Annotated in this window: 22 protein-coding genes; 14 read left to right on the top strand and 8 right to left on the bottom strand. The window is 66.2% G+C overall.

From position 1 onward, the window contains the following. Window positions 1-3: 3 nt before the first annotated feature. Both PSO31014_RS08455 and PSO31014_RS08450 read right to left on the bottom strand, forming a co-directional pair. Window positions 4-378: a hypothetical protein gene (locus PSO31014_RS08455; protein ID WP_150551189.1), complete on the bottom strand. Its 375-nt coding sequence runs from the start codon at window positions 376-378 to the stop codon at window positions 4-6. Between the two features lie 49 nt (window positions 379-427). Beyond that, the gene (locus PSO31014_RS08450; RefSeq protein WP_150551188.1) at window positions 428-1,321 is read right to left on the bottom strand and encodes a LysR family transcriptional regulator; all 894 of its coding nucleotides are present in this window, start codon (window positions 1,319-1,321) and stop codon (window positions 428-430) included. Window positions 1,322-1,600: 279 nt separating this feature from the next. Between PSO31014_RS08450 and PSO31014_RS08445 the strand changes: the two genes are divergently transcribed. Beyond that, a complete protein-coding gene (locus PSO31014_RS08445) occupies window positions 1,601-2,905 on the top strand; it encodes an MFS transporter (RefSeq protein WP_150551245.1) in 1,305 nt (434 codons plus the stop codon). A 99-nt stretch (window positions 2,906-3,004) separates the two neighbouring features. Here PSO31014_RS08445 and PSO31014_RS08440 read toward each other — a convergent pair whose 3' ends face one another. After that, the gene (locus PSO31014_RS08440) at window positions 3,005-3,913 is read right to left on the bottom strand and encodes a LysR family transcriptional regulator (RefSeq protein WP_150551187.1); all 909 of its coding nucleotides are present in this window, start codon (window positions 3,911-3,913) and stop codon (window positions 3,005-3,007) included. 180 nt (window positions 3,914-4,093) lie between these two features. Between PSO31014_RS08440 and PSO31014_RS08435 the strand changes: the two genes are divergently transcribed. Continuing rightward, the gene (locus tag PSO31014_RS08435) at window positions 4,094-5,287 is read left to right on the top strand and encodes an MFS transporter (RefSeq protein ID WP_150551186.1); all 1,194 of its coding nucleotides are present in this window, start codon (window positions 4,094-4,096) and stop codon (window positions 5,285-5,287) included. 27 nt (window positions 5,288-5,314) lie between these two features. Here the strand turns inward: PSO31014_RS08435 and PSO31014_RS08430 are convergent, their stop codons facing one another. Continuing rightward, window positions 5,315-6,166 carry a TOBE domain-containing protein gene (locus PSO31014_RS08430; protein ID WP_150551185.1) on the bottom strand — a complete coding sequence of 284 codons (852 nt, stop codon included), beginning with the start codon at window positions 6,164-6,166 and terminating at the stop codon, window positions 5,315-5,317. Window positions 6,167-6,420: 254 nt separating this feature from the next. Here PSO31014_RS08430 and PSO31014_RS08425 point away from each other — a divergent pair, with 254 nt between their 5' ends. Continuing rightward, window positions 6,421-6,693 (top strand): hypothetical protein, encoded by a 273-nt coding sequence (locus tag PSO31014_RS08425; protein WP_150551184.1) that lies wholly within the window; start codon window positions 6,421-6,423, stop codon window positions 6,691-6,693. Between the two features lie 82 nt (window positions 6,694-6,775). Here PSO31014_RS08425 and PSO31014_RS08420 read toward each other — a convergent pair whose 3' ends face one another. Next, a complete protein-coding gene (locus PSO31014_RS08420) occupies window positions 6,776-8,380 on the bottom strand; it encodes an EAL domain-containing protein (RefSeq protein WP_150551183.1) in 1,605 nt (534 codons plus the stop codon). Window positions 8,381-8,791: 411 nt separating this feature from the next. Here PSO31014_RS08420 and PSO31014_RS08415 point away from each other — a divergent pair, with 411 nt between their 5' ends. Continuing rightward, complete coding sequence (locus tag PSO31014_RS08415; RefSeq protein WP_150551182.1) at window positions 8,792-10,027, top strand: MFS transporter; 1,236 nt, start codon at window positions 8,792-8,794, stop codon at window positions 10,025-10,027. Window positions 10,028-10,141: 114 nt separating this feature from the next. Here the strand turns inward: PSO31014_RS08415 and PSO31014_RS08410 are convergent, their stop codons facing one another. Further along, window positions 10,142-10,555: an RT0821/Lpp0805 family surface protein gene (locus tag PSO31014_RS08410; protein ID WP_150551181.1), complete on the bottom strand. Its 414-nt coding sequence runs from the start codon at window positions 10,553-10,555 to the stop codon at window positions 10,142-10,144. 169 nt (window positions 10,556-10,724) lie between these two features. After that, window positions 10,725-11,657: a MurR/RpiR family transcriptional regulator gene (locus PSO31014_RS08405; protein ID WP_150551244.1), complete on the bottom strand. Its 933-nt coding sequence runs from the start codon at window positions 11,655-11,657 to the stop codon at window positions 10,725-10,727. A gap of 265 nt (window positions 11,658-11,922) precedes the next feature. Between PSO31014_RS08405 and PSO31014_RS08400 the strand changes: the two genes are divergently transcribed. From PSO31014_RS08400 to PSO31014_RS08355, 10 genes are all read left to right on the top strand, one after another. Continuing rightward, window positions 11,923-13,263 (top strand): aspartate aminotransferase family protein, encoded by a 1,341-nt coding sequence (locus PSO31014_RS08400; RefSeq protein ID WP_150551180.1) that lies wholly within the window; start codon window positions 11,923-11,925, stop codon window positions 13,261-13,263. After that, the gene (locus tag PSO31014_RS08395) at window positions 13,263-14,114 is read left to right on the top strand and encodes a beta-keto acid cleavage family enzyme (RefSeq protein WP_150551243.1); all 852 of its coding nucleotides are present in this window, start codon (window positions 13,263-13,265) and stop codon (window positions 14,112-14,114) included. The genes PSO31014_RS08400 and PSO31014_RS08395 overlap by 1 nt, the downstream gene beginning before the upstream one ends. A gap of 155 nt (window positions 14,115-14,269) precedes the next feature. After that, the gene (locus PSO31014_RS08390; protein WP_281349080.1) at window positions 14,270-15,943 is read left to right on the top strand and encodes a methyl-accepting chemotaxis protein; all 1,674 of its coding nucleotides are present in this window, start codon (window positions 14,270-14,272) and stop codon (window positions 15,941-15,943) included. 35 nt (window positions 15,944-15,978) lie between these two features. Beyond that, window positions 15,979-16,467, top strand: coding sequence for a chemotaxis protein CheW (locus PSO31014_RS08385; RefSeq protein WP_150551179.1), 489 nt, complete (start codon window positions 15,979-15,981; stop codon window positions 16,465-16,467). Next, the gene (locus PSO31014_RS08380; RefSeq protein ID WP_150551178.1) at window positions 16,464-17,921 is read left to right on the top strand and encodes a CheR family methyltransferase; all 1,458 of its coding nucleotides are present in this window, start codon (window positions 16,464-16,466) and stop codon (window positions 17,919-17,921) included. Before PSO31014_RS08385 ends, PSO31014_RS08380 begins: the two co-directional genes overlap by 4 nt. Continuing rightward, window positions 17,918-18,580 (top strand): chemotaxis protein CheW, encoded by a 663-nt coding sequence (locus PSO31014_RS08375; RefSeq protein ID WP_150551177.1) that lies wholly within the window; start codon window positions 17,918-17,920, stop codon window positions 18,578-18,580. The genes PSO31014_RS08380 and PSO31014_RS08375 overlap by 4 nt, the downstream gene beginning before the upstream one ends. Then, window positions 18,577-21,000, top strand: a complete 2,424-nt coding sequence (locus tag PSO31014_RS08370) for a hybrid sensor histidine kinase/response regulator (RefSeq protein WP_150551176.1) — start codon at window positions 18,577-18,579, stop codon at window positions 20,998-21,000. Before PSO31014_RS08375 ends, PSO31014_RS08370 begins: the two co-directional genes overlap by 4 nt. After that, entirely contained in the window at window positions 20,997-22,004 is a 1,008-nt protein-coding gene (cheB, locus tag PSO31014_RS08365) for a chemotaxis-specific protein-glutamate methyltransferase CheB (protein ID WP_150551175.1), read from the top strand. The genes PSO31014_RS08370 and cheB overlap by 4 nt, the downstream gene beginning before the upstream one ends. 91 nt (window positions 22,005-22,095) lie before the next feature. After that, complete coding sequence (locus PSO31014_RS08360) at window positions 22,096-23,061, top strand: diguanylate cyclase (RefSeq protein WP_150551241.1); 966 nt, start codon at window positions 22,096-22,098, stop codon at window positions 23,059-23,061. A 15-nt stretch (window positions 23,062-23,076) separates the two neighbouring features. Continuing rightward, window positions 23,077-23,814 carry a glutathione S-transferase gene (locus tag PSO31014_RS08355; protein WP_150551174.1) on the top strand — a complete coding sequence of 246 codons (738 nt, stop codon included), beginning with the start codon at window positions 23,077-23,079 and terminating at the stop codon, window positions 23,812-23,814. A gap of 13 nt (window positions 23,815-23,827) precedes the next feature. On the opposite strand, the gene PSO31014_RS08350 is transcribed toward PSO31014_RS08355, so the two are convergent. Next, a complete protein-coding gene (locus tag PSO31014_RS08350) occupies window positions 23,828-24,421 on the bottom strand; it encodes a GNAT family N-acetyltransferase (RefSeq protein WP_150551173.1) in 594 nt (197 codons plus the stop codon). Window positions 24,422-24,468 lie beyond the last annotated feature (47 nt).

Below are 24,468 nucleotides of genomic sequence, written 5' to 3'. Positions count from 1 at the left end.
CGATTACTCCGTAATTCCCGCCTCGATGAGGCGCCGCGTGCAGTCCTCCAGCAGATTCTGCGCCACCGCCGACGCAAACGCATAGTCCGCGTCGAGCGATTCCGTCATTTCATGCGCCGTATACAGGCCGGCTTCGCGCGAGAGCGTGCCGGCCAGTTCGCGCGCGAAATCGTCGCTCAACGTCGAGAGCAGACGCCGCTCTTCGAGCGGTAGCTGAAGCTTCGAGCGTGATAGCCACAGTTGCGCGAGCGTCGCGCCCTGCTTGTCGGTCATCCATTGCCCATGCTCGTAAAAGGCCGACAGGCGCTCGGCCGTCAGCGCGAACAACAGCGCGCGGCGGGTGTTGAAATTCAGACGAATCGGAGTGGCTTCCGGCATGACGGCAACCGCAATGAGCGGACATAATCGGGATCAGGGGGCAAAGGTATCACGCGAAGAGTCGCAGCAGCGCATTGCGCGCGTGACGGATCAGGTCGGTCTCGTCGGCGCGTCCGGGCAGCAGGTGAAATTCCGCGCGCGGCAGCGGAGGCAGGCCAAGCGACGGTGGACACACGACGAGATCGGCGGTGAGTGCGGATTCATTCAGGCACGAAACCCCCAGCCCCGCGCCGAGCGCCAACTGCATGCCGGCCACGCCCGCCGCCGAGTGGGAGATGCGATAGGGCACGTTGTGCCGCTCCAGTACCGTGAGTACGAGGCTTTGCAGCGTGCATGACGGCGGCATTGTCACCAGCGGCAGCGGCGCACCGAGCGGCTCGGCCAGCGTCGACGACATCGCCCATACAAGACGCTCGCGGCGCACCAGCGTGCCCGGCGTTCGGTAGCCCAGCGCTTTCGCGCCCTTGGCGACATCCTCATTCACCAGACGCAACACCAGCCCTACGTCGAAGTGTTCGCCAGTCAGGGCGGTGCGCTCGATCTGCGCACTTTGCATGGCGCTCACATGCAGTCGCAGGCGCGGGTAAAGGCCCGTGAATCGCTTGAGCACGCGGCCGACATCGTGGGGACGGTAGTAGTCGGTAATGGCGATGCGCAACTCGCCGTCGAGCAGCACGCCCTGCAGATCCTCGAACGCCGCCTCGGACAGTGCCGAGATCTGTCGCGCGTATGTCAGCAACCGCGTGCCCGCCGGCGTCGGACGCATGCCTTTGCGCGATCGCACGAGCAACGGCTGGCCGGCGCGCGCTTCGAGCTTCTGAAGTTGCTCGCTGACTGTCGATTGCGACAGGAAGATCTGCTCCGCCGCCGCCGATATGCTCCCGGCGTCGTGGATCGCGATAAAGGTGCGCAACTGCGTGAGGTCGAAGGCGCGGGGGTTCATGGCAGTTCTCGGGAGGGCACCGCGTGGGCGGCGCGGGTGGCGTGCGGCTCGGTTGGATGATGATCCGGAAAACACGATACACGGCATCGAATTTTCCCGCTTTTCCGATGCAATGTCTATCCGTAGGATGCGGTTCATGGGGGCCGAACCGTACGTTGGCGCGCGCCGGACGCCGCGATTCCCCCTCTTCCCCTCCCCCCTATGAGCCGTGTGCCTGCGGGCCGCGCACTGTCACCCATGAACGAACGTTTGTGTACCGCTCCCGCCACTGCCCCGCAGATGGCCCTTGCATCGAATGCGTCGACGGTCCCCCGCAGCTTGGGCCGCAACCACCGTTGGAAGGTGCTGGGCGTTGGCGTGGCGGCCAACGCCAGCTTTGCCGCTGCGATGGGCGGCATTCCCGCCACTGCGGTGCAAATGCGCAGTGCCTACGCGCTGGCCAACAGCGATCTCGGCATCGTGCTCGGCATGATCGGGCTGGGCATCGCCGTCTCCGAACTGCCGTGGGGCATGCTCACCGACCGCTGGGGCGACCGGCGCGTGCTGCTTGTCGGATTGATCGTGACGGCGTTCGCGCTCGTGGGCCTGGCGTTCTGGGGCGTGCCGACGGCGCATTTCGTCCCGTCGATGCCGATGCTTGCGGTGGGGATGCTGGCGATCGGCATCCTCGGTGGCAGCGTCAATGGGTCGAGCGGGCGCGCCATCATGCGCTGGTTTCACGATCGCGAGCGGGGGCTGGCGATGAGTGTGCGGCAATGCGCCGTGCCGCTTGGCGGCGGCGTGGGCGCGCTGGTGTTGCCCGGCGCGGCGCAGCACTTCGGTTTCGCTGCGGTCTATGCCGGGTTGGCGGCGGCGTCGTTTGCCGCCGCGGTCGTGGCATGGCGGTGGCTGCTCGAACCGCCGGAGGAACTGCAGGAGAGCGCCAGCAAAACGGCACGCGGGGAGATGGCCGCCAACGCACACGCGGCCGCAAGCTATTCGCCGTTACGCGATGCCCGCCTGCTGAGTACGGCGCTGGGCATGGCAGTACTTGCCATGCCGCAGATCGCGGTGCTCACGTTCGGCACGGTGTTTCTGCATGACGTTGCGCACGCCAGCGTGGCAACCATCTCGCTCACGCTGGGTGCCGTGCAGGCGGGGGCCGCCATCACGCGGGTGTGGAGCGGCCGCTTCACCGACAAGCGCCGCAACCGTCCGCAATATCTGCGCGTTTGCGCGATGGCGGTGGGGGCGGTGTTTGCCTTGCTCGCGCTGCTCGTGACGGCGCTCGCGCATCGCCCGGAATGGCTGGCCCACGGCACGCCGTGGATGATCGCGCTGCTGATCGCCGGGGGTGTGGTGGCGTCGGCCTGGCATGGGGTGGCGTTCACCGAGTTGGCCACGCTTGCCGGGGCGTCGCGTGCGGGAACGGCGCTTGGTATCGGCAACACCGGTGTCTTCCTGACGATGTTCCTCACGCCGCTCGCGATTCCGCTGCTGCTGTCGATTGGCGGCTGGGGACTGGTGTGGGCCGGGGGGCTCGTGTGTGCCGCGCTGGCATGGCCGCTCTTTGTCTGGTCGCATCGCGGCCTGGCGCGGGCTTGATCGCCCGAGCAGCCCTGGGCGTCAGGCCCCAGACGCGTTGCGTCTGTAAATGGCGGATGAGCCTGAAAGGGACTCGACGCGTGCCACACGTTTGCCCCGCTACGGCAGACGCACGTTCGCCACGAGAAAGTCGAGGAACGCCCGCACGCGTGCGGGCAAATGGCCGCCCTGCCCCACGTACACCGCATGCACGGGCTCCAGGTCGCCCGGGTTGTAATCGTCGAGCACGGAGACCAGCCGGCCGGCGCGCAGATCGTCGTCGATGTGGTAGCGCGAATGGCGGGCCAGCCCCAGCCCCTGGACCGCGAGCTTGCGCATGATCTCGCCGTCGCTCACGACCATGTTGCCGATCGTTGGATAGCGCGTGATGCCACCGGCGCCGTCGAGAAATGGCCAGCCCTGCACCTGACGGTCGAAATTGAAGGCCATGACGTTGTGGTGAATCAGGTCGGCCGGCGTGCGGAGCGGGCCGTTGCGGGCGAGATAGTCCGGCGACGCCACCACATGCATACGACTCTCGCCGAGCTGGCGAGCGACCAGCCGGGAATCTCGCAGTGGGCCGGCCCGAACGGCGACGTCGGCGCGTTGCTCCAGCAGATCGACGACCGTGTCGGTGAGTGTCAGATCGAGACGGATCTCGGGGTATTGCGCGAGAAACGCCGGAATGACCGGCAGCAGATAGTGCGAGCCGATCGGTACGCTGGAATTCACCCGCAGCAGCCCGCGCGGCACCGCCCCCGCCGCCGCTTCGCGCTCCGCGGCTTCGATGTCGGCCAGCACGCGCAGCGCGCGCTCGTGAAAGGCCGTGCCCTCGGGGGTGAGTTGCAGGCGGCGCGTCGAACGATTGAACAAGCGGGCACCCAGGCGCGCCTCGAGCCGCGCAATCAGCTTGCTCACGGCGGACGGCGTCATATGCAGCGCGCGCGCCGCCGACGAGAAGCCCCCAAGCTCGACCACACGCGAGAAAACTTCCATATCGCCTGAGCGATTGACGTCCTGTCGACCCATCGGCGGTGTTCTCCGGCGTTCCTGTGAAAGGGGATGCGGGGCATTGTGACATCAAGTCACAATTCATGTTCCTTTGTGCAGTCTATTTCACCAATGCGAGGGCGTCTATATTCCGCACATTGGTGTATCGCCATTCCCTGAGTGGCCTGACCTTCCTTAATCCCGAGACAGGAGTCTTTCGTGCCTATCGCTCTCTACGCCCTGACCGCCGGTGCCTTTGGCATTGGCGTGACGGAATTCGTCATCATGGGGCTGCTGCTCAACGTCGGCGCCGATTTCGGCGTCTCGATCGCGGCCGCCGGCCTGCTGATCTCCGGCTATGCCCTGGGTGTCGTGGTCGGCGCCCCGCTCATGACCACCGTCACGGCCCGCTGGCCGCGCAAGACCGTTCTGCTGGTGCTCATGGCGATCTTCACCATCGGTAATGCCGCCTGTGCGCTGGCCCCGAGCTATGGGGCTCTGATGGCCGCCCGCGTGCTGACGTCGTTCGCGCATGGCACGTTCTTCGGCGTTGGTTCGGTGGTCGCCACCGGCCTCGTGCCGCGCGAGCGCCGTGCGTCGGCCATTGCCGTGATGTTCACCGGGCTGACTGTCGCCAATATTCTCGGCGTGCCCTTCGGTACCTGGTTGGGGCAGCATTTTGGCTGGCGCGCGAGCTTCTGGGCGGTGACGGTGATCGGCGCGCTCGCGTTTCTCGTGATCGCCGGGTTCGTGCCGAAGATCGCCGCGCCCAAGGACGCGGGTGACTGGCGGGCGGATCTGCGGGCGCTGGCACGTCGTCCCGTGCTGCTCGGCTTGCTCACGACGGTGCTCGGCTGGGTGGGCGTGTTCGGCGTGTTCACGTACATCGCCCCGCTGTTGACCGAAGTGACCGGTTTCGCCGAGGGCGCGGTCTCACCGATTCTGTTGATCTTCGGTGGCGGTCTGGTCGTCGGCAACCTGCTGGGCGGCAAGTTGGCGGATCGTCGCGTGGTGCCGACAGTGCTGGGCAGCCTGCTGGCGCTCTCCGTGGTGCTGGGGCTGATGACGTTCGCCCTGCACTCGCACTGGCTGGCCATCGTGTTCGTGGCCCTGCTCGGGGCAACAGCGTTCGCGACGGTGGCGCCGCTGCAACTGTGGGTGATGGAAAAGGCCTCGGGCGCGGGCGAAAGCCTGGCGTCGAGCTTCAACATCGCCGCGTTCAACCTCGGCAATGCCATCGGCGCGTGGCTCGGCGGCTTCGTCATCGAACACGGTCCGGGGCTGACGGCTGTGCCCTGGGTGGCCGCGCTCGCGCCGCTGGCCGGCGTGGGCGTGGCGCTGCTGAGCCTGCGTCTGGATCGTCGCGACGCAAAGCCGTTTGTCGCGCCGAACTGCGAAACGCCCGCGTTGTGATCCACGTGATGGCTGGACGCGAGCGCGTCAGGCCATCACGCCCAGAATCACACTGGCGGCCGCGAACGCGGCCGTCGCGCCGACACCCACGGTCAACCCGCGAGCGGTCAACGTGTCGTGCGGCATGACGGCGGCGAGCCGGCTGCCGCCGGGCAGCGCCAGAATGACTTCGGCCTGTCCCGCGTCGTCGGCGATGGCGTCCACCGTGCCCGAAAGCCGGTTCGCGGTGGCCAAACCCGCGAGATCGGCGCCGCGCGCGATTTCGATCCACGGCGCCTTGATGAGTGCGAAGGCATCGCTGCCGGTCGCCAGCCCCAGCGTCTGCGTGCTGTGGTGCGTGAGCGACGCCGTGATCGCTTCACCGCCGGGCAACGTGAGCGTCACTTCGTCATTCACGCCGCAGCGCCGAATGGCGGTGACCGTGCCGTGCAACTGATTGCGTGCACTGGTCTGCAGTCCCAGCCGCGCGATAATGGGCCACTGCTCGTCGAAATGTTCCAGATCGGTCGCCACACGCGCAAGGAATTGCCGTTGCGCGACCTCCACCGCCCGAAACGCCGCCACGAGCTTCGCACCGCGTGCGGTGAGGCGGGTGCCGCCACCGCCACGACCGCCCGTGCTGCGCGCCACCAGCGGTTCGCCGGCGAGCTGGTTCATCGCATCCACGGCATCCCATGCGGCCTTGTAACTCATGCCGGCGGCTTTCGCCGCGGCCGTGATCGACCCGTGCGCGGCGATCTGTTCGAGCAGCGCAATCCTGGCGTGGCCGCCAAGCGACGCATTGCCGCGATGCACCCAGAGCGATCCGCTCACTTGCAGCGCATCGTCCAGCCCATGATGCGAAACCCCGTTAGGTGTTGAAGACGGTTCGGAAACCATAAAGATGTTTTCTATTGGACTCAGCAGGTCAGCGCATTGTAGAGGGCCGGCGGACCTGCGAACACCGACGCCGGACAGGGAAGTGTTGCCGCGCACCAACGAAGCCGACGCCGGATTTTTCATTGGGGGACGAATGGGGGACGTTGCTCCTCTACATTGAATTTCGCCGCATGCCCCCCCCTGGCCGGTGAGTCGCGCGTCAGGCCGAAGTCGACGTCTGATGCGGGTCCACCGGGAATGCGACGGTTGTCGAAGTGCCTACTCACCTGACACAACAGAAACGGGGTGAAATGATGCGCGTCAGAAATATCAAGGAAACGGTTGACGGGGCTCGATACTATCGTCTGGTTCGCACGCTGCCCAATGGCAAGCGGCATCAGATGCAAATCTCGTTCTCCGCGGGTGAAATGCGCTTCAGACATTTTGTCGCGCGGCGGTTGTGGTTGCTGCGCGCCGAAATGCGTGACAGTACGCGGGCGGCTGCCATGCCCGCGCCACGCAGCAACATGCCGCAATTGGTCTTTTGACCTGAATGCGGCGTTGCCGAAGCGCCAGCCCGATGATCGTCACCGGTCGGGCGCTTCGGTGCGCGCCAGGGCAACGCTGTGCTCAGCCAGCCTTGAGCGGCGTGAGCGGCACGACGCTCGCCGATGCCGAGTTCACCGACGCCAGGCCTCTGCCCGCGTGGGCTATCGCAAACTGTACCAACTCGTCGAACGCGATCGGACGCGCGAACAGATATCCCTGGGCGTAGGTGACGTTGCGTTCGCGCAGATAACTCGCCTGCATCTCGTTTTCGACACCCTCCGCCACGATTGTCATGTCCAGCCGCTCGGCCAGATGGATGATGGAATCGCAGATATTGCGCGTGACCGTATCGTCTTCGGTCACGGGCAGGAATTCCTTGTCGATCTTCAGATAATTGAAGTCGTAGCGCTTCAGATAGCCGATGGAGTTGTTTTCGGCACCGAAGTCGTCCAACGCCGTTTCCACACCGTGACGCTGGAGTTCCGCCATCACGTGGCGCGCCGCCGCCGTGTCGCGAATCACATAACGCTCGGTGATTTCCGCGATCATCGGATACGTCTCGTTGAGCGAACCGTAAAGACGTTCGATGTCGCGCACGATGGTCGTGTCGCGCAAGTGCCGCTCCGCAAGATTGACGGCAATGTGAAAGCCCGGCGGCAGAGCGCCTCGGGAGACATCGTTGCGGATCTGCTTCAGCAGCGAACGGGTGAGTTCGATGATCAGGCCGTTGCTTTCCGCGATCGGGATGAAGGCGTCGGGGCGCACAAGCCCCGCCTCGGGGTGATGCCAGCGCATCAACGCCTCCGCCCCGGCGCAGCGGTCCGTGGCCAACTCCATCACGGGCTGGTAGTAGACCTTGAACTCATTGCGTTTGATGCCCAGCGCGATTTTCCGGCGCATGAACTGGGCCGGGCCGAGATGGCGGAACGTCAGGATGCCGAGCAAAATCGAGATCACCACGCCGAACGCCAGAAAGATCGGCGCCTGCGTGGCGATCAATGAGCGCGTCAGGGTGGCGCTACCGGCAAGCGACGTCGAGAAATGGTCCGAGTCGAGCGTGACCTGAGCCCCGCGGGTGGCGATGCCGACGGATTCGAGCCGCGGGCCTTCGGACGTCAGCGACACTTTCCCGATGGTCATCGCCGTCCAGGCAAGCTCGTTGGTCTTGACGCTATGCAACGACTCGGTGAGATACACGCTGTCGATGAAGCCCAGGACACCGTCGGTGGCCGACGTCGGGATGAACAATGCCAGTGCGGGGGAGTTGCGCACATAGGGCGTGCTGTCGACAAACATTTCGGGCGTGCCGGTCAGCAGCGGCACGAGTTCGGCCGGCAAAGGCATTTCGATGGCCTCGTCGGAGCGAATCACCGACGAGCAATACATCTTCCCGTGGGAGACGAGCCAGATGGAACGGAAGTAGGGGCTGAGCGTGCCCGTGGCCTGCAACGAGCTGTTGACCTCGCCGCAAGCGCGGCCGACCCACGGGAGGGCGCCCTTGAGGGTGTCTTCGGCCGTCCCGACAATGCGCTCGAGCGCCGCGCGCTGTCGTTGCGCTTCTTGCTGCAGGAACGCCTGCGACATGTGATGAACGCGCAGCCAGCCCAGGATCAGGACGACAAAGAGCGTGACCGTCACGACAAGCCCGGTCACCAGCCACTGCACGACTCTGGAGTGTTGAATCATGTTCTGCTGCCAACCAAGGAAGGAGGGGGCCCTTTCGTGTGCTTCGCGTGCGTCATGTTGCACGGCACAACGCGTCAATCGACTCTACACGAATCCCTGACGGTCTCCAACGCCCGATAAACCCGCACGAGCCATGGACGACGTATGCCCGACAGGGCCCGGCGGATGTCCGGTGGGCGGTTCAAGGCCAGCGGCAAGCGCCTTTTGTCGGTCTTGATGAGACATACCGCGGCGGGCCGGATGGCGGAATCGCGACAAAAGTTGGCGTAACCGCAATTTACGCATGCTCTACACTTCACATATTAGATTTCCGGCAAAAAATAGGCCAAGTCCCAAAGTCAGGTCTATTTGCACGAAAACCGCCGGAAGCGTGCCGATTTCCTGAAGCTTTTGACGTCAAATCCCCCTCCCATGTCGAGCCAACCTGCAACGTCCTTTCCCGGCGCCCCCTCGCCGTCCGCCAAAGGCACCGCGTTCCGTGTGCTGTCCGCGATCAGCTTCTCCCATTTGCTCAACGACATGATTCAGTCGTTGATCCTGGCCATCTATCCGCTGCTCAAGGCGAGTTTCGGCCTGAGCTTCGCGCAGGTCGGTCTGATTACGCTGACCTACCAGGTCACGGCGTCGTTGCTGCAGCCGGTCGTAGGCCTGTACACCGACAAGCATCCGAAGCCGTATTCCCTGCCGGTCGGCATGGGCTTTACGCTGGCTGGCCTGCTGTTGCTGGCTGTCGCGCCGAACTTCGGCATGCTGCTCGTGGCCGCCGCGCTGGTCGGCATGGGCTCGTCCGTATTCCACCCCGAGTCGTCGCGCGTGGCGCGCATGGCCTCGGGTGGGCGCCACGGCCTGGCGCAATCGTTCTTCCAGGTCGGCGGCAATGTCGGTTCGTCACTCGGCCCGCTGCTTGCCGCACTCATCATTGCACCGTACGGCCGTGGCAGCGTGGCGTGGTTTTCCGTGGCGGCGCTCGTCGCGATCTTCGTGCTGTTCCACGTCAGTCGCTGGTACGCCGGGCAGCGCGCCGCGAGCCAGGGCAAGCCGGTCGCACGCCGGGGCGGACACGCCCACCTGTCGCGCGGCAAGGTGATGTTCGCCATCGGCATTCTGCTGGTGCTGATCTTCTCGAAGTACTTCTATCTCGCCAGCATCAGCAGCTACTTCACGTTCTATCTGATCAGCAAGTTCCATGTCTCGGTGCAAAGCGCGCAGGTGCATCTGTTCGTCTTCCTGTTCGCCGTGGCCGCAGGCACGATGATCGGCGGTCCGCTGGGCGACAAGATCGGTCGCAAGTATGTGATCTGGGGGTCGATCCTGGGCGCCGCGCCCTTCACGCTGATGCTGCCGTACGCGGACCTGTTCTGGACCGGCATTCTGACGGTCGTGATCGGCTTGATCCTGGCGTCGGCGTTCTCGGCGATTCTCGTCTATGCGCAGGAGTTGATTCCGGGCAAGGTCGGTACCGTGTCGGGGTTGTTCTTCGGCTTCGCATTCGGGATGGGGGGCGTGGGCGCCGCCGTGCTGGGACAACTGGCCGACTCGACAAGCATCGACTTCGTCTACCACGTGTGTGCGTTTTTGCCGCTGCTCGGGATCGTGACGATCCTGTTGCCCAACGTGGAAGGCCACAAGAGGACGGCGGCGGCCTGAGACGGCTGTCGGCAGGATTCACCCGTTCTCGGCGCACGGGTGGTGCAATGAAAAAACCGCTGGTCCCGAAAATCTCGGGCCAGCGGTTTTTTTGTCTGGAGGACGACTGAATGCTTACTGAGCGCCGCGCTTTTGCAGTTCCCATTGGCCGTTATCGCCCTTCTTGCAGGTCGGCAGCTTGAGCGTGACTTCCTGCCCCTTTGCGCCGAGCACCACGATCAGGTCGCGGCAGGTACGGGTGTCGTCCTTCTGGGTGTTGGTCGGCGTGAGTTGCGCTTTAACGGCCACGGGGTTGCCGGTGCCCTTGTTACTCCAGTCGACGGTTTCGTTGTCCTGCTGATGGGACAGCACGTTGCTGGCTGCTTTGGCGAGCGACGCATTGTCGGCCTTGTGCAGATAGGCCAGCGGCGAGTTGCTCATGAAGAGGAGGTTGGAGGCGGCAAACGCCGGTGCGGCCATGGTGGCGCCGACGACGAGCGCCGCGCCAAGCCCGATCGAGCGGGCAAGCGACAGACGGAAATGCGACATTCGGAGTCCTTGAGAGTGTCGACAGGGGGACGGATCCTGCGCAACGCCGCGTCGGGTCTTGCGTCGACGCCTTCGCCGCAGGCGAGCGCATCGATCATAAAAGAAACCGGGGACGGCGTCATCCTGTGCGTCATCGGCGACCTGCTCGAGCGCGGCGTCGTCGCTTCGCTCACGCGTCCGGTTTGACGCGGGGGCCGCTTCCCGCGCTTCCCTCACTTCCCGTCGGGCTCACGTAAGCGCCGGTGCCGTGCAACTGGTCTTCGGCCAGTTCCAGGGCACGCACCGCCCCGCGTCCCTTGCGGGCGAGCAGCATTTCCACTAGCGTCTCGACGACGGCAATCCCGGCGGTGATCGACGGAAAGAACGACGGACTCTCATGCGAGAACAACACCGTCACGTCGGCGTCGAGGGCGAGCGGCGAGACGGTGGAGTCGGTGAGCGCGAGCACACGCGCGCCCGCCGCCCGTGCCGCTCGCGCAACGATCAGCGCTTCGTTCGAATACGGGGCGAAGCTGATGACGACCACCACATCGCGTGTCGAGAGCGCCCGCAACTCCATCTCCAGCGTGCCGGCTTCGCCGCGAATCAGATGCACCGTCGGCCGGAACAGCCGATAGACGTACTGGAACGTGAACGCGATGGGAAAGCACGCCCGGAAGCCGGCGACATGCACGGTGCCCGCATTGGCGAGCAAATCGACAGCCGCCCCCAGCGACGCATTCGCGCCCGCTTCGGTCAGGTCGAGGTTGTTGTGCTGCACGCGAAACATCTCGGGCACCATGCGGGCGGCGTCGCCCTCGCGAATGACCTGACGGGCGCGACTCGCATAGGGCTGCGGCCCCAGCCGGATCGATTCGAGAAACAGTTCGCGCAGGCCGTGCCAACCGTCGAAGCCGAGATGCTGCGCGAGCCGCACGAAGGTGGCCGGCTGCACGCCCGCCTCGGCGGCAATCGCACGCATGGAGCTGATCGGAACACGCTGCGGGTGGTCGAGCAAGAAACGCGCGCCCGCCTGAAATTGCGGGCTGAGCTCGGGATAGCGCGCACGCAGCAAGGTGTTGAGCTGTTCGAGCGTCTGCGGCAACGCGGGGGCTTCAGGCATAGGGGATGGCAACGCGGCGACGAGGTAATGTAACGATTGTTGCATGAAATGCCCCGACCACGCACGCGCTTTCCCCTGGGGGCCCGACCAATGCGCAAGCGTCGGGCGAGTTCAAGCGATTGAGCAAAATGTTGCGACAACAAAATGAGTGAAACATATGTTGCAAAACCGGTGCGATGCCCCTACACTGAGCCCCATTGTTTGCGTAAGTGGGTGGCTGGTGGGTCATCACGCGACGCGCCATCTTTCCGTCAGAGGTTCAGGCATGACTCATGTGTTTCACCGCAACCCGCGCCAGACCTTGCCCGTCGCGGTCGGCGGTCAGGGCATCGAGCTGATCGACAGCACGGGCCAGCATTATCTCGACGCTTGCGGCGGCGCGGCGGTCTCTTGTTTGGGACACGGTCACCCGCGCGTGATCGAGGCGATGCAGCAGCAGGCGGCGCAACTGGCTTACGCGCATACCTCGTTCTTCACGACGGAAGTCGCCGAGCAATTGGCCGACACGCTGGCCGCGAGCGCGCCCGGCGATTTGAATCACGTGTATTTCGTCAGCGGCGGATCGGAGGGCGTGGAGGCTGCGCTCAAGCTGGCGCGGCAGTACTTCGTCGAGATCGGCCAGCCGCAGCGTCAGTACTTCATTGCGCGCCGTCAGAGCTATCACGGCAACACCCTTGGTGCGCTGGCCATCGGCGGTAACGCGTGGCGACGCGAGCCGTTCCTGCCGCTGCTGGTGCCGGCGCACCACGTTTCGCCGTGCTTCGCGTATCGCGAACGGCTCGAGGGCGAGGGGGACGCCGCTTATGTCCAGCGTCTGGCTGACGAACTCGAAGCGAAAATCCTCGAACTCGGCGGCGACCGGGTGATCGCATTTGTCGCGGAGACCGTGGTCGGTGCGACCGCGGGCGCGGTGCCGCCGGTGGGCGACTACTTCAAGCGCATTCGCGCCGTGTGCGACAAGTACGGCGTGCTGCTGCTGCTCGACGAAGTGATGTCCGGCATGGGGCGCACGGGCCACCTGTTCGCCTGCGAGGAAGACGGCGTGGTGCCGGACATTCTCGTCATCGCCAAGGGGCTGGGCGCTGGCTATCAGCCGATCGGGGCGATGCTGTGCACCGATAAAATCTTCGACGCCGTGGTCGGCGGCTCGGGCTTCTTCCAGCACGGTCACACGTATCTGGGACACGCGATGGCCTGCGCGGCGGCGCTGGCCGTGCAGCGCACGATTGCCGAGGAGCATCTGCTGGAGAACGTGAAAGCGCGCGGCGAGCAACTGCGTGCGCGACTGCGCGAGGTTTTCGCCGATCACCCGAACGTGGGCGATGTGCGTGGCCGGGGACTGTTTGTCGGCGTAGAATTCGTCGCCGATCGTGCGACCAGGCAGACACTCCCGACGGCCGACAAGACGCACGCGCGGCTCAAGGCGGCGGCCAAGGCGCGCGGCCTGCTGATCTATCCGATGGGGGGCACGGTCGACGGCGTGCATGGCGATCACGCGTTGATCGCACCGCCGTTCATCTGTCAGCCGTCGGACATCGACCGCATCGTGGAGCGGCTGGCGTTGGCGGTGGCCGATGTCACCGGCGTGATGGCGGGAGGCGCATGATGACCGGCACGACACGCGCTTTCGCGCTGGCCGTCGCGCCCAACGGCGCCCGGCGCACGCACGTCGATCATCGTGCGCTGCCCATGACGCCGAATGAACTCGGCGCGTGCGCGAAGGCGTGTCTGGATGCCGGCGCGGCAATGATCCACCTGCACGTTCGCAAGGCCGATGGCACGCACAGCCTCGAGGTGCCGGATTACATGGCCGGCATCGACGCGGTGCAACGCGCCGTCGGCAACGAACTCGTACTGCAAGTGACGACCGAGGCAGTCGGCTGCTATACCCCCGAGCAACAGATCGCGACGGTGCGTGCCTTGCATCCCGAAGCGATTTCGGTGGCGTTGCGCGAAGTACTGCCCGACACCGCGCATGCACCCGCCGCCGAAGCGTTCTTCGCCTGGCTCTGGCAAACCCGGATCACGACGCAGTACATTCTGTACGACACCGAGGACGTGGCGCACTACTGGCGCTTGCGTGCGAGCGGGGCGATCCGTCCCGGCCGTCATTGGGTCTTGTTCGTACTGGGCCGGTACAGCAAGGGGCAGTTGTCGTCGCCGTCGGACCTGCTGCCGTTTCTCGCGGCCTGGCAGACGGGGGCACAAGCGCTGGGCGAGGCGACCACGGCCACACCGTGGGCGATGTGCGCGTTCGGACCGCGCGAGGCGGAGTGCGCGCTGGCGGCCGTGTTGCATGGGGGCCACGCCCGGATCGGCTTCGAAAACAATCTCTACCTGCCGGACGGCAGCGTCTCGCCCGATAATGCGGCGTCGCTCGGCGCGTTGACGGCGGCCGCGGCCCCACTCGCGCTCGTGCCCATGACGGCCGACGCCCTTCGCGAACTGACTCGCTGAATGGTCGTTGTGGGCGCCGCCGCGGGCGCCCGCAACGCCTCAAATCAGAAATAAACCCAAATACAAGGTCTGACCGACGTTGCCCGACCGGGCCGCTGTAATAGAATCGGCGTAACCTCAAACAGGCCCGCGTCGCCCCTCCCCCGGCACCGGGTATGAACAACGAACGGGAGCGCGGCGTGAAACACTGGTCGATCCGACATCGCATTCTGGCCAGTTTTGGCCTGATCATCGCCTTGATGGCCCTCATGGCCGGCATCGCCTTTACGCGGCTGATGGCCATCCAGCAGGAGGCGATCAGCGTTGAGACCGACTCCACGCCCGGCCTGTACTACAGCACGATGCTGCGCGGCGCCTGGTTCGAGAGCTACCAGGTGCTTCAGCAGGTCGTGTCCGTCGACGACAACGACAAGACCCGCGCGGTCGATCTCGACGCCCTTCGCGCCGCCAATGGCAAGATCGACGAATGGCTCAAGGACTACGGCACCACGGTCAACCGCAGCATCGACCGCGTTCAGTATGACGAAGTGCGCAGCGTGCGCCAGCAGTATGGCAGCGTCAGCAATCAGGTGGTCAAGCTGGTTGCCGACGGTCAGATCGCCGCGGCGCGTTCGATGGTGTCGGAGCAGCTTTACCCGGAGTGGGGCCGCGGGCGCACGGCGATCCAGCATCTGGTCGATACCAACAAGACCTTTGCCGACGAGTCGACTCACAATATTAGCCAGTCTGTGACGGCGGCCCAGGCGACGTTGCTCATTACGCTGGTCGTGGCGCTCGCGTGCGCGTTGCTGTGCGGCTGGTTGCTGTTCCGCGCCATCAGTGTGCCGCTCGGGAGTGTCATGCAGATTCTGGAAGTGATGCGCTCGGGCGACCTGACCCAGCGTCTCGATCTGGAACGGCGCGACGAATTCGGTGCGCTGGAGGCGGGCTTCAACCGGATGACGGATGAACTCACGGGGCTGGTCGGGCAGGCGCAGAAGTCGGCGTTGCAGGTGACGACGTCGGTGACCGAGATTGCCGCCACGTCGCGTCAGCAGCAAGCCACGGCCTCGGAGACGGCGGCGACGACGACGGAAATCGGCGCGACCTCGCGTGAGATCTTCGCTACGTCGCGCGATCTGGCGCGCACCATGACCGAGGTCGCGGGCGTGGCCGAGCATGCGGCGTCGCTGGCGGGCACGGGTCACGTCGGCCTCACGCGCATGGAGGACGCCATGCGTCACGTCGTGGACGCGGCGGGGTCGGTCAACGGCAAGCTTGGCATCCTCAACGAGAAGGCGGGCAACATCAATCAGGTCGTCACCACGATCACGAAGGTGGCCGACCAGACCAACCTGCTCTCGCTCAATGCAGCCATCGAGGCCGAAAAGGCGGGCGAGTACGGACGCGGTTTTGCCGTGGTGGCGACCGAGATCCGGCGGCTGGCCGATCAGACGGCGGTGGCCACCTATGACATCGAACAGATGATCAAGGAGATTCAATCGGCCGTGTCGGCCGGTGTGATGGGCATGGACAAGTTTACCGAGGAGGTGCGGCGCGGCATGGACGAGATGCGTCAGGTCGGCGATCAGCTCGCGCAGATCATCGCGCAGGTGCAAACGCTCTCGCCGCGCTTCCAGGTCGTCAACGAAGGCATGCAGGCGCAGGCCACCGGGGCCGAGCAGATCAACCAGGCGCTGGTGCAACTCTCCGAGGCGGCGCAGCAGACCGCCGAATCGCTGCAGCAATCGAGTCAGGCCATCGAAGAACTCAATCACGTCGCCAACGGGCTCAAGAGCGGTGTCTCGCGCTTCAAGGTGCAGACGCTGCCGCCCGTGGGGCTGGCGTGAAGTAACGCGCTACTTCGTCATTCGCGGACCTCGCCATGTTGTTCCTGCGTTTCGCCATCGGGACCGATCACTACGTCATCGAAGCCAGTCAGGTGGCTGAGGTGCTGCCGTGGCTCGCGCTCAAGCACCTGCCTGCCGCGCCGGCGTGGGTGGCCGGGGCCTTCAGCTATCGTGGCGAGCCGGTGCCCGTTGTCGACCTGACGCGGCTGGCCACGGGGGTGAGCGCGCCCGAGCGCCGATCCACGCGTCTGGTGCTCGTGCATTACCCGGCGCCCGGTCCCAATGCGCGCCGTCTCGGGGTGCGCGTCGAGCGTGCGACCGACACGTTGCGCGCCGACGCCTCGGCGTTCCAGGCGAGCGGTATCGATCTGCCCGAAGGCCGTTACCTCGGCCCCGTGCTCGACACCGACGACGGCCTCGTGCAGTGGGTGCGAATCGATCAACTGCTGACCGACGAGGCGCGCGCGCTGCTCTTCGACGCCGCGCGCGACGCGTTGGCCGAGACACCGGAGGCGTCGTCATGAGCCGTGTCCACGACATCGAACGCCTGCTGCGCGAAACCATGGGGCTCGACGCGCAAACGCTCGGGGCGCATGCCATCGAGCGTGCCGTGCGCGCGCGGCTCGCCGCGCTCCCACCCGAGATGCACGACGCGCCCGCCTATTCGCAATACTGGCAATGGCTGCAGCAGTCGCCGCAGGAGCTTCAGGCGTTGATCGAAGCGGTCGTCGTGCCCGAGACCTGGTTTTTCCGGCATCGCGAGGCGTTCACGGTGCTGGCGCAATTGGCGCGCGACGAACGGGCCGCGCGACGCGGCACGGTGCGTGAAGGCCAGCCGCTGCGGCTGTTGAGCCTGCCGTGTGCCACGGGTGAGGAACCCTACTCGATGGCCATGGCGATGTTCGACGCGGGGTTCGGTGCCAGCGATTTCACCGTCGACGCACTCGATATCAGCGAACGAGGACTTGCCCTCGCGCGTGAGGGCCGTTACGGCCGCAACTCGTTTCGCGGCCCGCCCGAATCGCTGTCGTTTCGCGAGCGCTATTTCACGCCGGATGACGACGGCTACCGCGTCATCGGGGCGTTGAGCACGCAGGTGCGCTGGCATGCGGGCAATCTGTTCGATACGGCGCTGGTCGATCGGCTGGGCACGTTCGACTTTGTGTTCTTCCGCAACGTGCTGATCTACTTCGACCGTGACGGGCAACGCCGGGCGATCGCCGCGCTCGAACGCCTCATGCGCATGGGCGCAACCCTCTTCGCCGGGCCGGCGGAAGGCGGCACATTGACCAGCAATGGCCTGGCGTCGACCGGACACGTGCAGGCGTTCGCGTTTCGCGTCGCCGGGCCGGTGCGCGACGTGGTGCCACCGCCAGCCGGCGTGTCGCGCATGGCAGGAACACTAGAATCGTTCAACCCGATGCCGCCGGTGAGTGCCGTCGACGCCGTGGTGCAGCGACGCGCCGAGGGTCGGCTCGTGGCCCATGCCGGTCTCGCAGGCACGCCTGCCCCGCTGCAGGCGAGGCAGAACGTTGCGGCTGCGTCCGCTACCGCTGCGTCCGCTACCGCTGCTGCCGCTGTGTCCAATGCCGCTGCCGTCGATGCGCAACTCGAACAGGCGCGCGTGGCGGCCGACGCGGGCGATTTTGTGCGTGCCGTCGCGTTATGCCGCAGCGTGCTTGCGACCGATCGCGCGAACGCGCAGGCCGAGTATCTGCTCGGCTTGGTCGAAGACGCGCGCGGCGATGCCCAGGGCGCACTCGTCCATTACCGTCGTGCGCTGTACCTCGACCCGGGACATTACGAAGCGCTGGTGCATTGCGCGGCACAACTCGACGCGCGCGGTGACACCGCCGGCGCGCGACGTCTGCTCGAACGCGCTGAACGTGCCGAGCGCACGGAGGCCACCCAACGCAAGGCGACAGCGTCGAGCGCATCGCCTGACAACTTGCCGCGTCACGGGACCCGACATCGATGACAAATCGCGACTTCGTGCATGAGGCCGATTCGGTGTCCGACGCACGCCACCCGAATTCGCAAGCTTCCCAAGCGCCCTCGCACGCCGGTGCGTTGCATCGGCAGGCGGCCGAACTGCTCGATCGTCTGCCGGTCGTGCCCGTTGACCCGGCGCCGTGGCGTGCAGCGGTGGGTCGCGAGGCGGCGGCGCGCGGCGCGCCGCTGTTGCTCTTCCGTCTGGGCGACGAATGGCTCGCGTTACCGGCGTCGGCCGTCGAATCCGTGGCGCCGATGTGCGGCTGGCATTCGGTGCCAGGACACCGTCAACCCGCCTGCCTCGGATTGGTCAACCTGCGCGGCGCGCTCGTACCGTGCGTGTCCTTGGAAGCGCTGCTCGGCGTGCAACCGACCCCGCGCGCCGAGACGGTCCCGTCGAATGCGCTGCGCACGAGTGCGTCGCGCCTGCTGGCGCTGCGCCACGGTCATCACTTGAGCGCGTTTCCCGTGGCGGAGGTGCATGGCACGGTCACGCCCGCCCGCCAGGCGCTTGGCGCGGTCCCGTCGACCGCGCTCGGGGCGAGCGACGGCCTGGCGGTCGCCGTGTTGCCCTGGCGAGAGCACATTGTCGGCGTGCTGGATCCGTTGCGTGTGGGCGCGGCGTTCGACAGGAGCCTCGCATGACCGACGACCTGCACGACGCTACGCTGCTTGACCTGTTCCGCATGGAAACGCAGACGCAGGCGCAAGTGCTCGGCGACGGATTGCTGGCGCTCGAGCGCACGCCGACCGACGCGTCGCGGCTCGAAGCCTGCATGCGGGCCGCGCATTCGCTCAAGGGGGCGGCGCGTATCGTGGGCGTCGACGCCGGGGTGGCGCTCGCCCATGTGCTCGAAGATGCCTTCGTCGCGGCACAACGTGGCGCCCTTCTGCTCGACGCGACGCTCATCGACCGCCTGCTGCAGGGTGTCGATCTGTTGATGCGCCTGGCGCATCCGCCGGGCCGCGATCCGAACTGGGCGCAGGGCGCGGGTAAAGCGGAAATCGACGAATTCGTCACGTCGTTCACCGGTCAGCTCGCCACGTTGACGAGTGATGCGGTGCCGACGCCCCCCCACGCCGCCCCCCTGAGCTCCGCGACGCCCACGCCGTCGGCCGAACCCACGGCATTCGACTACGCCAGTTACGGTATGCCGACGTTGGCGACACCGCCCGTGCCCGACGCCATGACGATCGCCGCGCACGTAGCGCCGGCGTCGCCGGCCCCGCCCGGCCCGCCCGAGCCCTACGACGTGCGCGACAATCGCGACACGACCGAAGACAGTGACGTCGCGGACCCCGCATCGCGCGCGTTGCGTGTGTCGGCGGACAGTCTGAACCGACTGCTGCGACTCTCCAGCGAGGGGTTGGTGGCGTCGCGCTGGACACAGCCGTTCGCGCAGTCGTTGCAGCGGCTCAAGCGTCATCAGCATGAGGCGGGCGATGCGCTGGACCGCGTGAGTTCGGCGCTTGCGCAAGTGGCGGATCGCTCCGATGAAGACCGTCAGGTGTTGCTCGCGGCGCTGGCCGATCTGCGGCGCGCATTGGGCGTCGGCGGGCAGTTGTTGGCCGAGCAGATCCACGAGCTGGACGAGTTCGACCGGCGCTCGACGCAACTGTCGCAGCGGCTGTACGACGAAGCGCTCGCGTGCCGGATGCGTCCGCTCGACGACCGGCTGGGCGGATTTGCGCGCATGGTGCGCGACCTGGGCCGCTCGCTCGGCAAACCGGCGCGGCTGGAGATTCGTGGCGCGCATACGCCGGTCGACCGCGACATCCTCGATCAGCTTGAAGCGCCGCTCGGCCATTTGCTGCGCAATGCCGTCGATCACGGGTTGGAGGACCCGGCCGAGCGCGAGGCGGCGGGCAAGCCGGCCGAGGGCGTCATTACGCTCAGCGCGCGGCACAGCGCGGGGCTGTTGCTTGTGAGCGTGGCGGACGACGGTGCGGGCATCGATCTCGAACGCGTGCGGCGGGCTGTGGTCACGCGCGGGCTGGCCACGCCGGACACGGCGCAGCGGCTCGACGACAGCGAGCTGCTTGAATTCCTGATGCTGCCCGGCTTCACGCTGCGCGATACGGTGACGGACGTCTCCGGACGCGGCGTTGGACTCGACGCGGTGCGGGCAATGGTGGCGACGGTACGCGGCACCGTGCGCATCGAGCACACGCCGGGGCGCGGCACGAAAGTCATTCTGCAATTGCCGCTCACGCTCTCCGTGGTGCGCAGCCTGCTCGTGGAGATCGCGGGCGAGCCGTATGCGTTGCCGCTCGCGAACCTGTCGCGCACGCTGGCGCTCCCGCAAGAGCACATCGCTGTGCTTGAGGGGCGTCCGCACTTCACGCTCGACGGCAAGCAGATCGGACTCGTGAGCGCGCAGCAGGTGCTGTGCGGAAGCGCGCCGGTCGCGGTGGCGGGGGATCAACCGGTGGTCGTGTTCGGCGATGGCGACGCGCGTTACGGGCTGGCCGTCGACAAGTTCCTGGGCGAGCGCATGCTCGTCGTGCAACCGCTCGATACCCGGCTCGGCAAGGTACACAACATTGCCGCCGGGGCGCTCACCGAAGATGGTGCCCCGTTGCTCATCATCGATACGGCCGATCTGGTGCGCTCCATTGCCAAGGCGGTGGAGCTGGGGTCGCTCGAACGGGTGCCGGTGCGCGCCGCCCAAGCGAGCGGACGTGCCAGCAAGCGCGTGCTCGTCGTCGACGATTCGTTGACCGTGCGCGAACTCGAACGCAAACTGCTGGTCGCTCGAGGCTACGAGGTGCGTGTCGCCGTCGATGGTATGGATGGTTGGAATGCCGTGCGCAGCGAGACGTTCGATATGGTGATTACCGACGTCGACATGCCGCGCATGGACGGCGTGGAACTGGTCACGCTCATCAAGCGCGACGCGCGCACGGCAGCATTGCCGGTCATGATCGTGTCTTACAAGGATCGCGAGGAAGATCGACAGCGCGGACTCGACGCCGGCGCCGATTATTACCTCGCGAAAGGCAGTTTTCACGACGACGCGTTGTTGCGCGCCGTGGTGGACCTCATCGGGGAGCCGGGGAAATGAGGATTGGGATCGTCAACGATTCGAGCATTGCCGTCGAGGCGCTGCGTCGCACGCTCGCGCAACGCCCGGGGTTCGACGTGGCTTGGGTGGCGCACGATGGGGCACAGGCGGTGTCGATGTGCGCGCCCACCCCGCCGGACCTCGTGCTGATGGATCTCGTCATGCCAGTGATGGACGGCGTGGTGGCCACCCGTGAGATCATGCGACGCTCGCCTTGCCCGATTCTCATTGTGACCTCGGACGTGGGACATCACGCGAGTCTCGTGTTCGATGCGATGGGCGCCGGTGCGCTGGATGCCGTCGACACGCCGGTGCTCGGCGGTGCGGATCGGGCGCGGCCGGCATCGTCGCTGCTGGCGAAGATCGAAGCCATCGCGGCCCAGCAGGCCGACGCGCGCCTGCCGCAGCCGAGCGCCGCACCGCGCGCGCCCGCGAGGACCGACGCGCTGGTCGCCATTGGGGCGTCCGCCGGCGGGCCTGCGGCGCTCGCGGCGTTGCTGGGGCGCTTGCCGGTGAACTTCGGGGCGGGCGTGGTCGTCGTACAGCACGTTGACGAGGCGTTTGCCCCGGGCATGGCGGACTGGCTCGATCAGCAGACGCCGCTCACCGTGCGCTTGGCGCGAGCGGGCGAGCGTCCGAGCGCCGGCGTGGTGCTGCTCGCGGGCGGCAATCGCCATCTGCGCGTGGATGCGAGTGGCCGATGCGCATTTGCCGACGATCCGACGGACGCCGTATATCGCCCGTCCATCGACGTCTTCCTGCAAAGCGTGGCCGACAACTGGCGCGCGCGCGCGGTGGGCGTGCTGCTCACGGGCATGGGCCGCGACGGCGCGGCCGGGCTCGGTGCCATGCGCGCGCAGGGCTTTATCACCATCGCGCAGGATCGCGAGACGAGCGCGGTATACGGCATGCCCAAAGCGGCGGCCGAGGCCGGTGCGGCGTCGCAGATCTTGCCGCTGGCGACCATTGCGCCGCAACTCGTGGCGCTATTTGGAACGGTATGACAGGACGTAAAACATGACGATAACGCCACGCCCCCCCAAGCCGGTCACGCAAGCGGCGGGCGCCGAAAGCAGCCTGAACGAATCGTCGGCGATGGTGTTGCTCGTCGACGACCAGGCGATGGTCGGTGAAGCGATTCGCCGCGCACTCGCGGGGGAAGCGAACATCGACTTCCATTATTGTTCGAGTCCGGAAGATGCGCAGCGCGTGGCCGAAACCACGCGCCCGACCGTCATCCTGCAAGATCTCGTGATGCCGGGCACCGATGGTCTGTCGCTGGTCCGGCAGTATCGTGCCAGTCCGCTCACGCGCGACATTCCGATCATCGTGCTCTCGACGAAGGAAGAGTCGACCATCAAGCGCGAAGCGTTCGCGGCGGGCGCAAACGACTATCTCGTCAAGCTGCCCGACCCCATCGAACTGATCGCGCGCATTCGGTACCACTCGCGCTCGTACATGAACCTGCTGCAGCGCGACGAGGCGTACCGCGCGCTGCGCGAGAGCCAGCAGCAGTTGCTGGAGACGAATCTCGAACTGCAGCGGCTCACGCATTCCGATGGCCTGACGGGGCTGGCGAACCGCCGCTACTTCGACGAGTACTTCAGCGCGGAATGGCGCCGTGCACTGCGCGAGCAACGCGAGATGGCGTTGCTCATGATCGACGTCGACAATTTCAAGATCTATAACGATACGTATGGCCACATCGCGGGCGACGACGTCCTGCGCCGCGTCGCGACCACGATTGCCGATGCGGCGTCGCGTCCGGCCGATCTTGCCGCGCGCTTCGGCGGCGAGGAGTTCGTGATCGTGCTGCCGAACACGACGGCGAGCGGTGCGGCCCTGATTGCCGAGAAGGTGCGCGCGCAGATCGATGCGATGGCGATTCCGCACATCGGCTCGGCCAACGGCCAGCACGTCACCGTCAGTATCGGCGGGGCGTCGTTGGTGCCGCGCACCCACATGGCGTCGACCTCGTTGATCGAATCGGCGGATCTGGCGCTCTACCGCGCCAAGCAACTGGGCAAGAATCGCGTGGAGATGCAGCCGGGCGCTTCCTGAGCCTGAGGAGGGCACATGACCTTCGAGCTGTTCTATTGGCCGGGCCTGCAAGGGCGCGGAGAATTTGTCCGCCTCGCCTTCGAGGCCACCGGCACGCCGTATGTGGACATCGTGCAGGGCGACGCGCCCGGGCAGGGCATGGACGGCCTGATGCGCACGATGGACGACCCTGCCTGCCAGTATCCGCCCTACGCGCCGCCTTTCCTGCGCGTGGGCGACGAATTGATCGGGCAGACGGCGAACATTCTCGCGTATCTCGGGCCGCAGCTCGGTCTGGTGGGCGAGTCGCCACGTGCGCGTCGTTGGGTCAACCAGTTGCAACTCACACTGGCCGATCTCGTGGCCGAGGTACACGACGGCCATCATCCCATCGCGAGCCGCTTGTACTACAGTCAGCAGCGCACGGAAGCGCGCAAGCGCACGGCGGACCTCATCGAGTACCGCCTGCCTGGATTCTTCGCGTACTTCGAGCGCGTGCTGGCGAACAATCCCCAGGCGGGCGGCTGGCTTTCCGAGGGGGCGATGTCGTACGCCGATCTGTCGCTGTTCCAAGTGATTGCCGGGCTGGACTATGCGTTTCCGCGCGCGATGTCGGGATTTGCCAAGGCGTTCCCGCGTTGTCAGGCGGTGCACGACGCCGTAGCGCGCGTGCCACGCGTTGCGGCCTACCTGAAGTCGCCGCGCCGCATCCCCTTCAACACCACAGGCATCTTCCGCCACTACAAGGCATTGGACCGCGCCTCGCCATTTTGAATCGGCTGCCGGTTCACTCCGGCGGGGTCGTGTCGCCGGCGTTCAACAGACGCTGCATGAACACGGTGTCTAGCCACCGGCCGAATTTGAAGCCGACGGACGTAAGCACGCCCGTTTGGGTGAAGCCACATGCCTTGTGCAGCGCCAGCGAGGCCGCATTGCCGCTGTCGCCGACGTTCGCGACCAATTGCCGCCAGGGGCCGCCTTCGCAGCGGGCGATGAGTGCGAGCAGCAGCGCGCGCCCGACGCCCTGGCCCGTCGCATCGGCCGCGATGTAGACCGAGTCTTCGAGCGTGAAGCGATAGGCCGAGCGCGGCCGGTAGTGGGTGGCATACGCGTAGCCGAGGACGTTGCCGTCGCGCTCGGCAACGAGGTACGGCAGTCCGGCGTCGCGTACCTTCATGCAACGCGCGCGCATCTCGACCTCGTCGGGCGGCACTTCCTCGAACGACGCCGTACCGGTGCGCACGTGATGAGCGTAGATCGTCGTGATGGCCGGCAGATCGTCGTCGCGCACGGGGCGCACCGTGCACGCGCTGCGCGCCGGTTGGACGCCGACGCGTTGCGGTGCGCCGGGAGCGGAGGAATGTGAGGAAGATGACGGCATACGAACAGTTCAGGACGTTGAATTTCTACCAGCGAGCGCGTTTTTGA

The organism is Pandoraea soli (genome assembly GCF_902459595.1).
GTDB classification, from domain to species: domain Bacteria; phylum Pseudomonadota; class Gammaproteobacteria; order Burkholderiales; family Burkholderiaceae; genus Pandoraea; species Pandoraea cepalis.
Note: the sequence above shows the minus strand (reverse complement) of the source record. Positions and strands in the feature narration are given on the sequence as shown.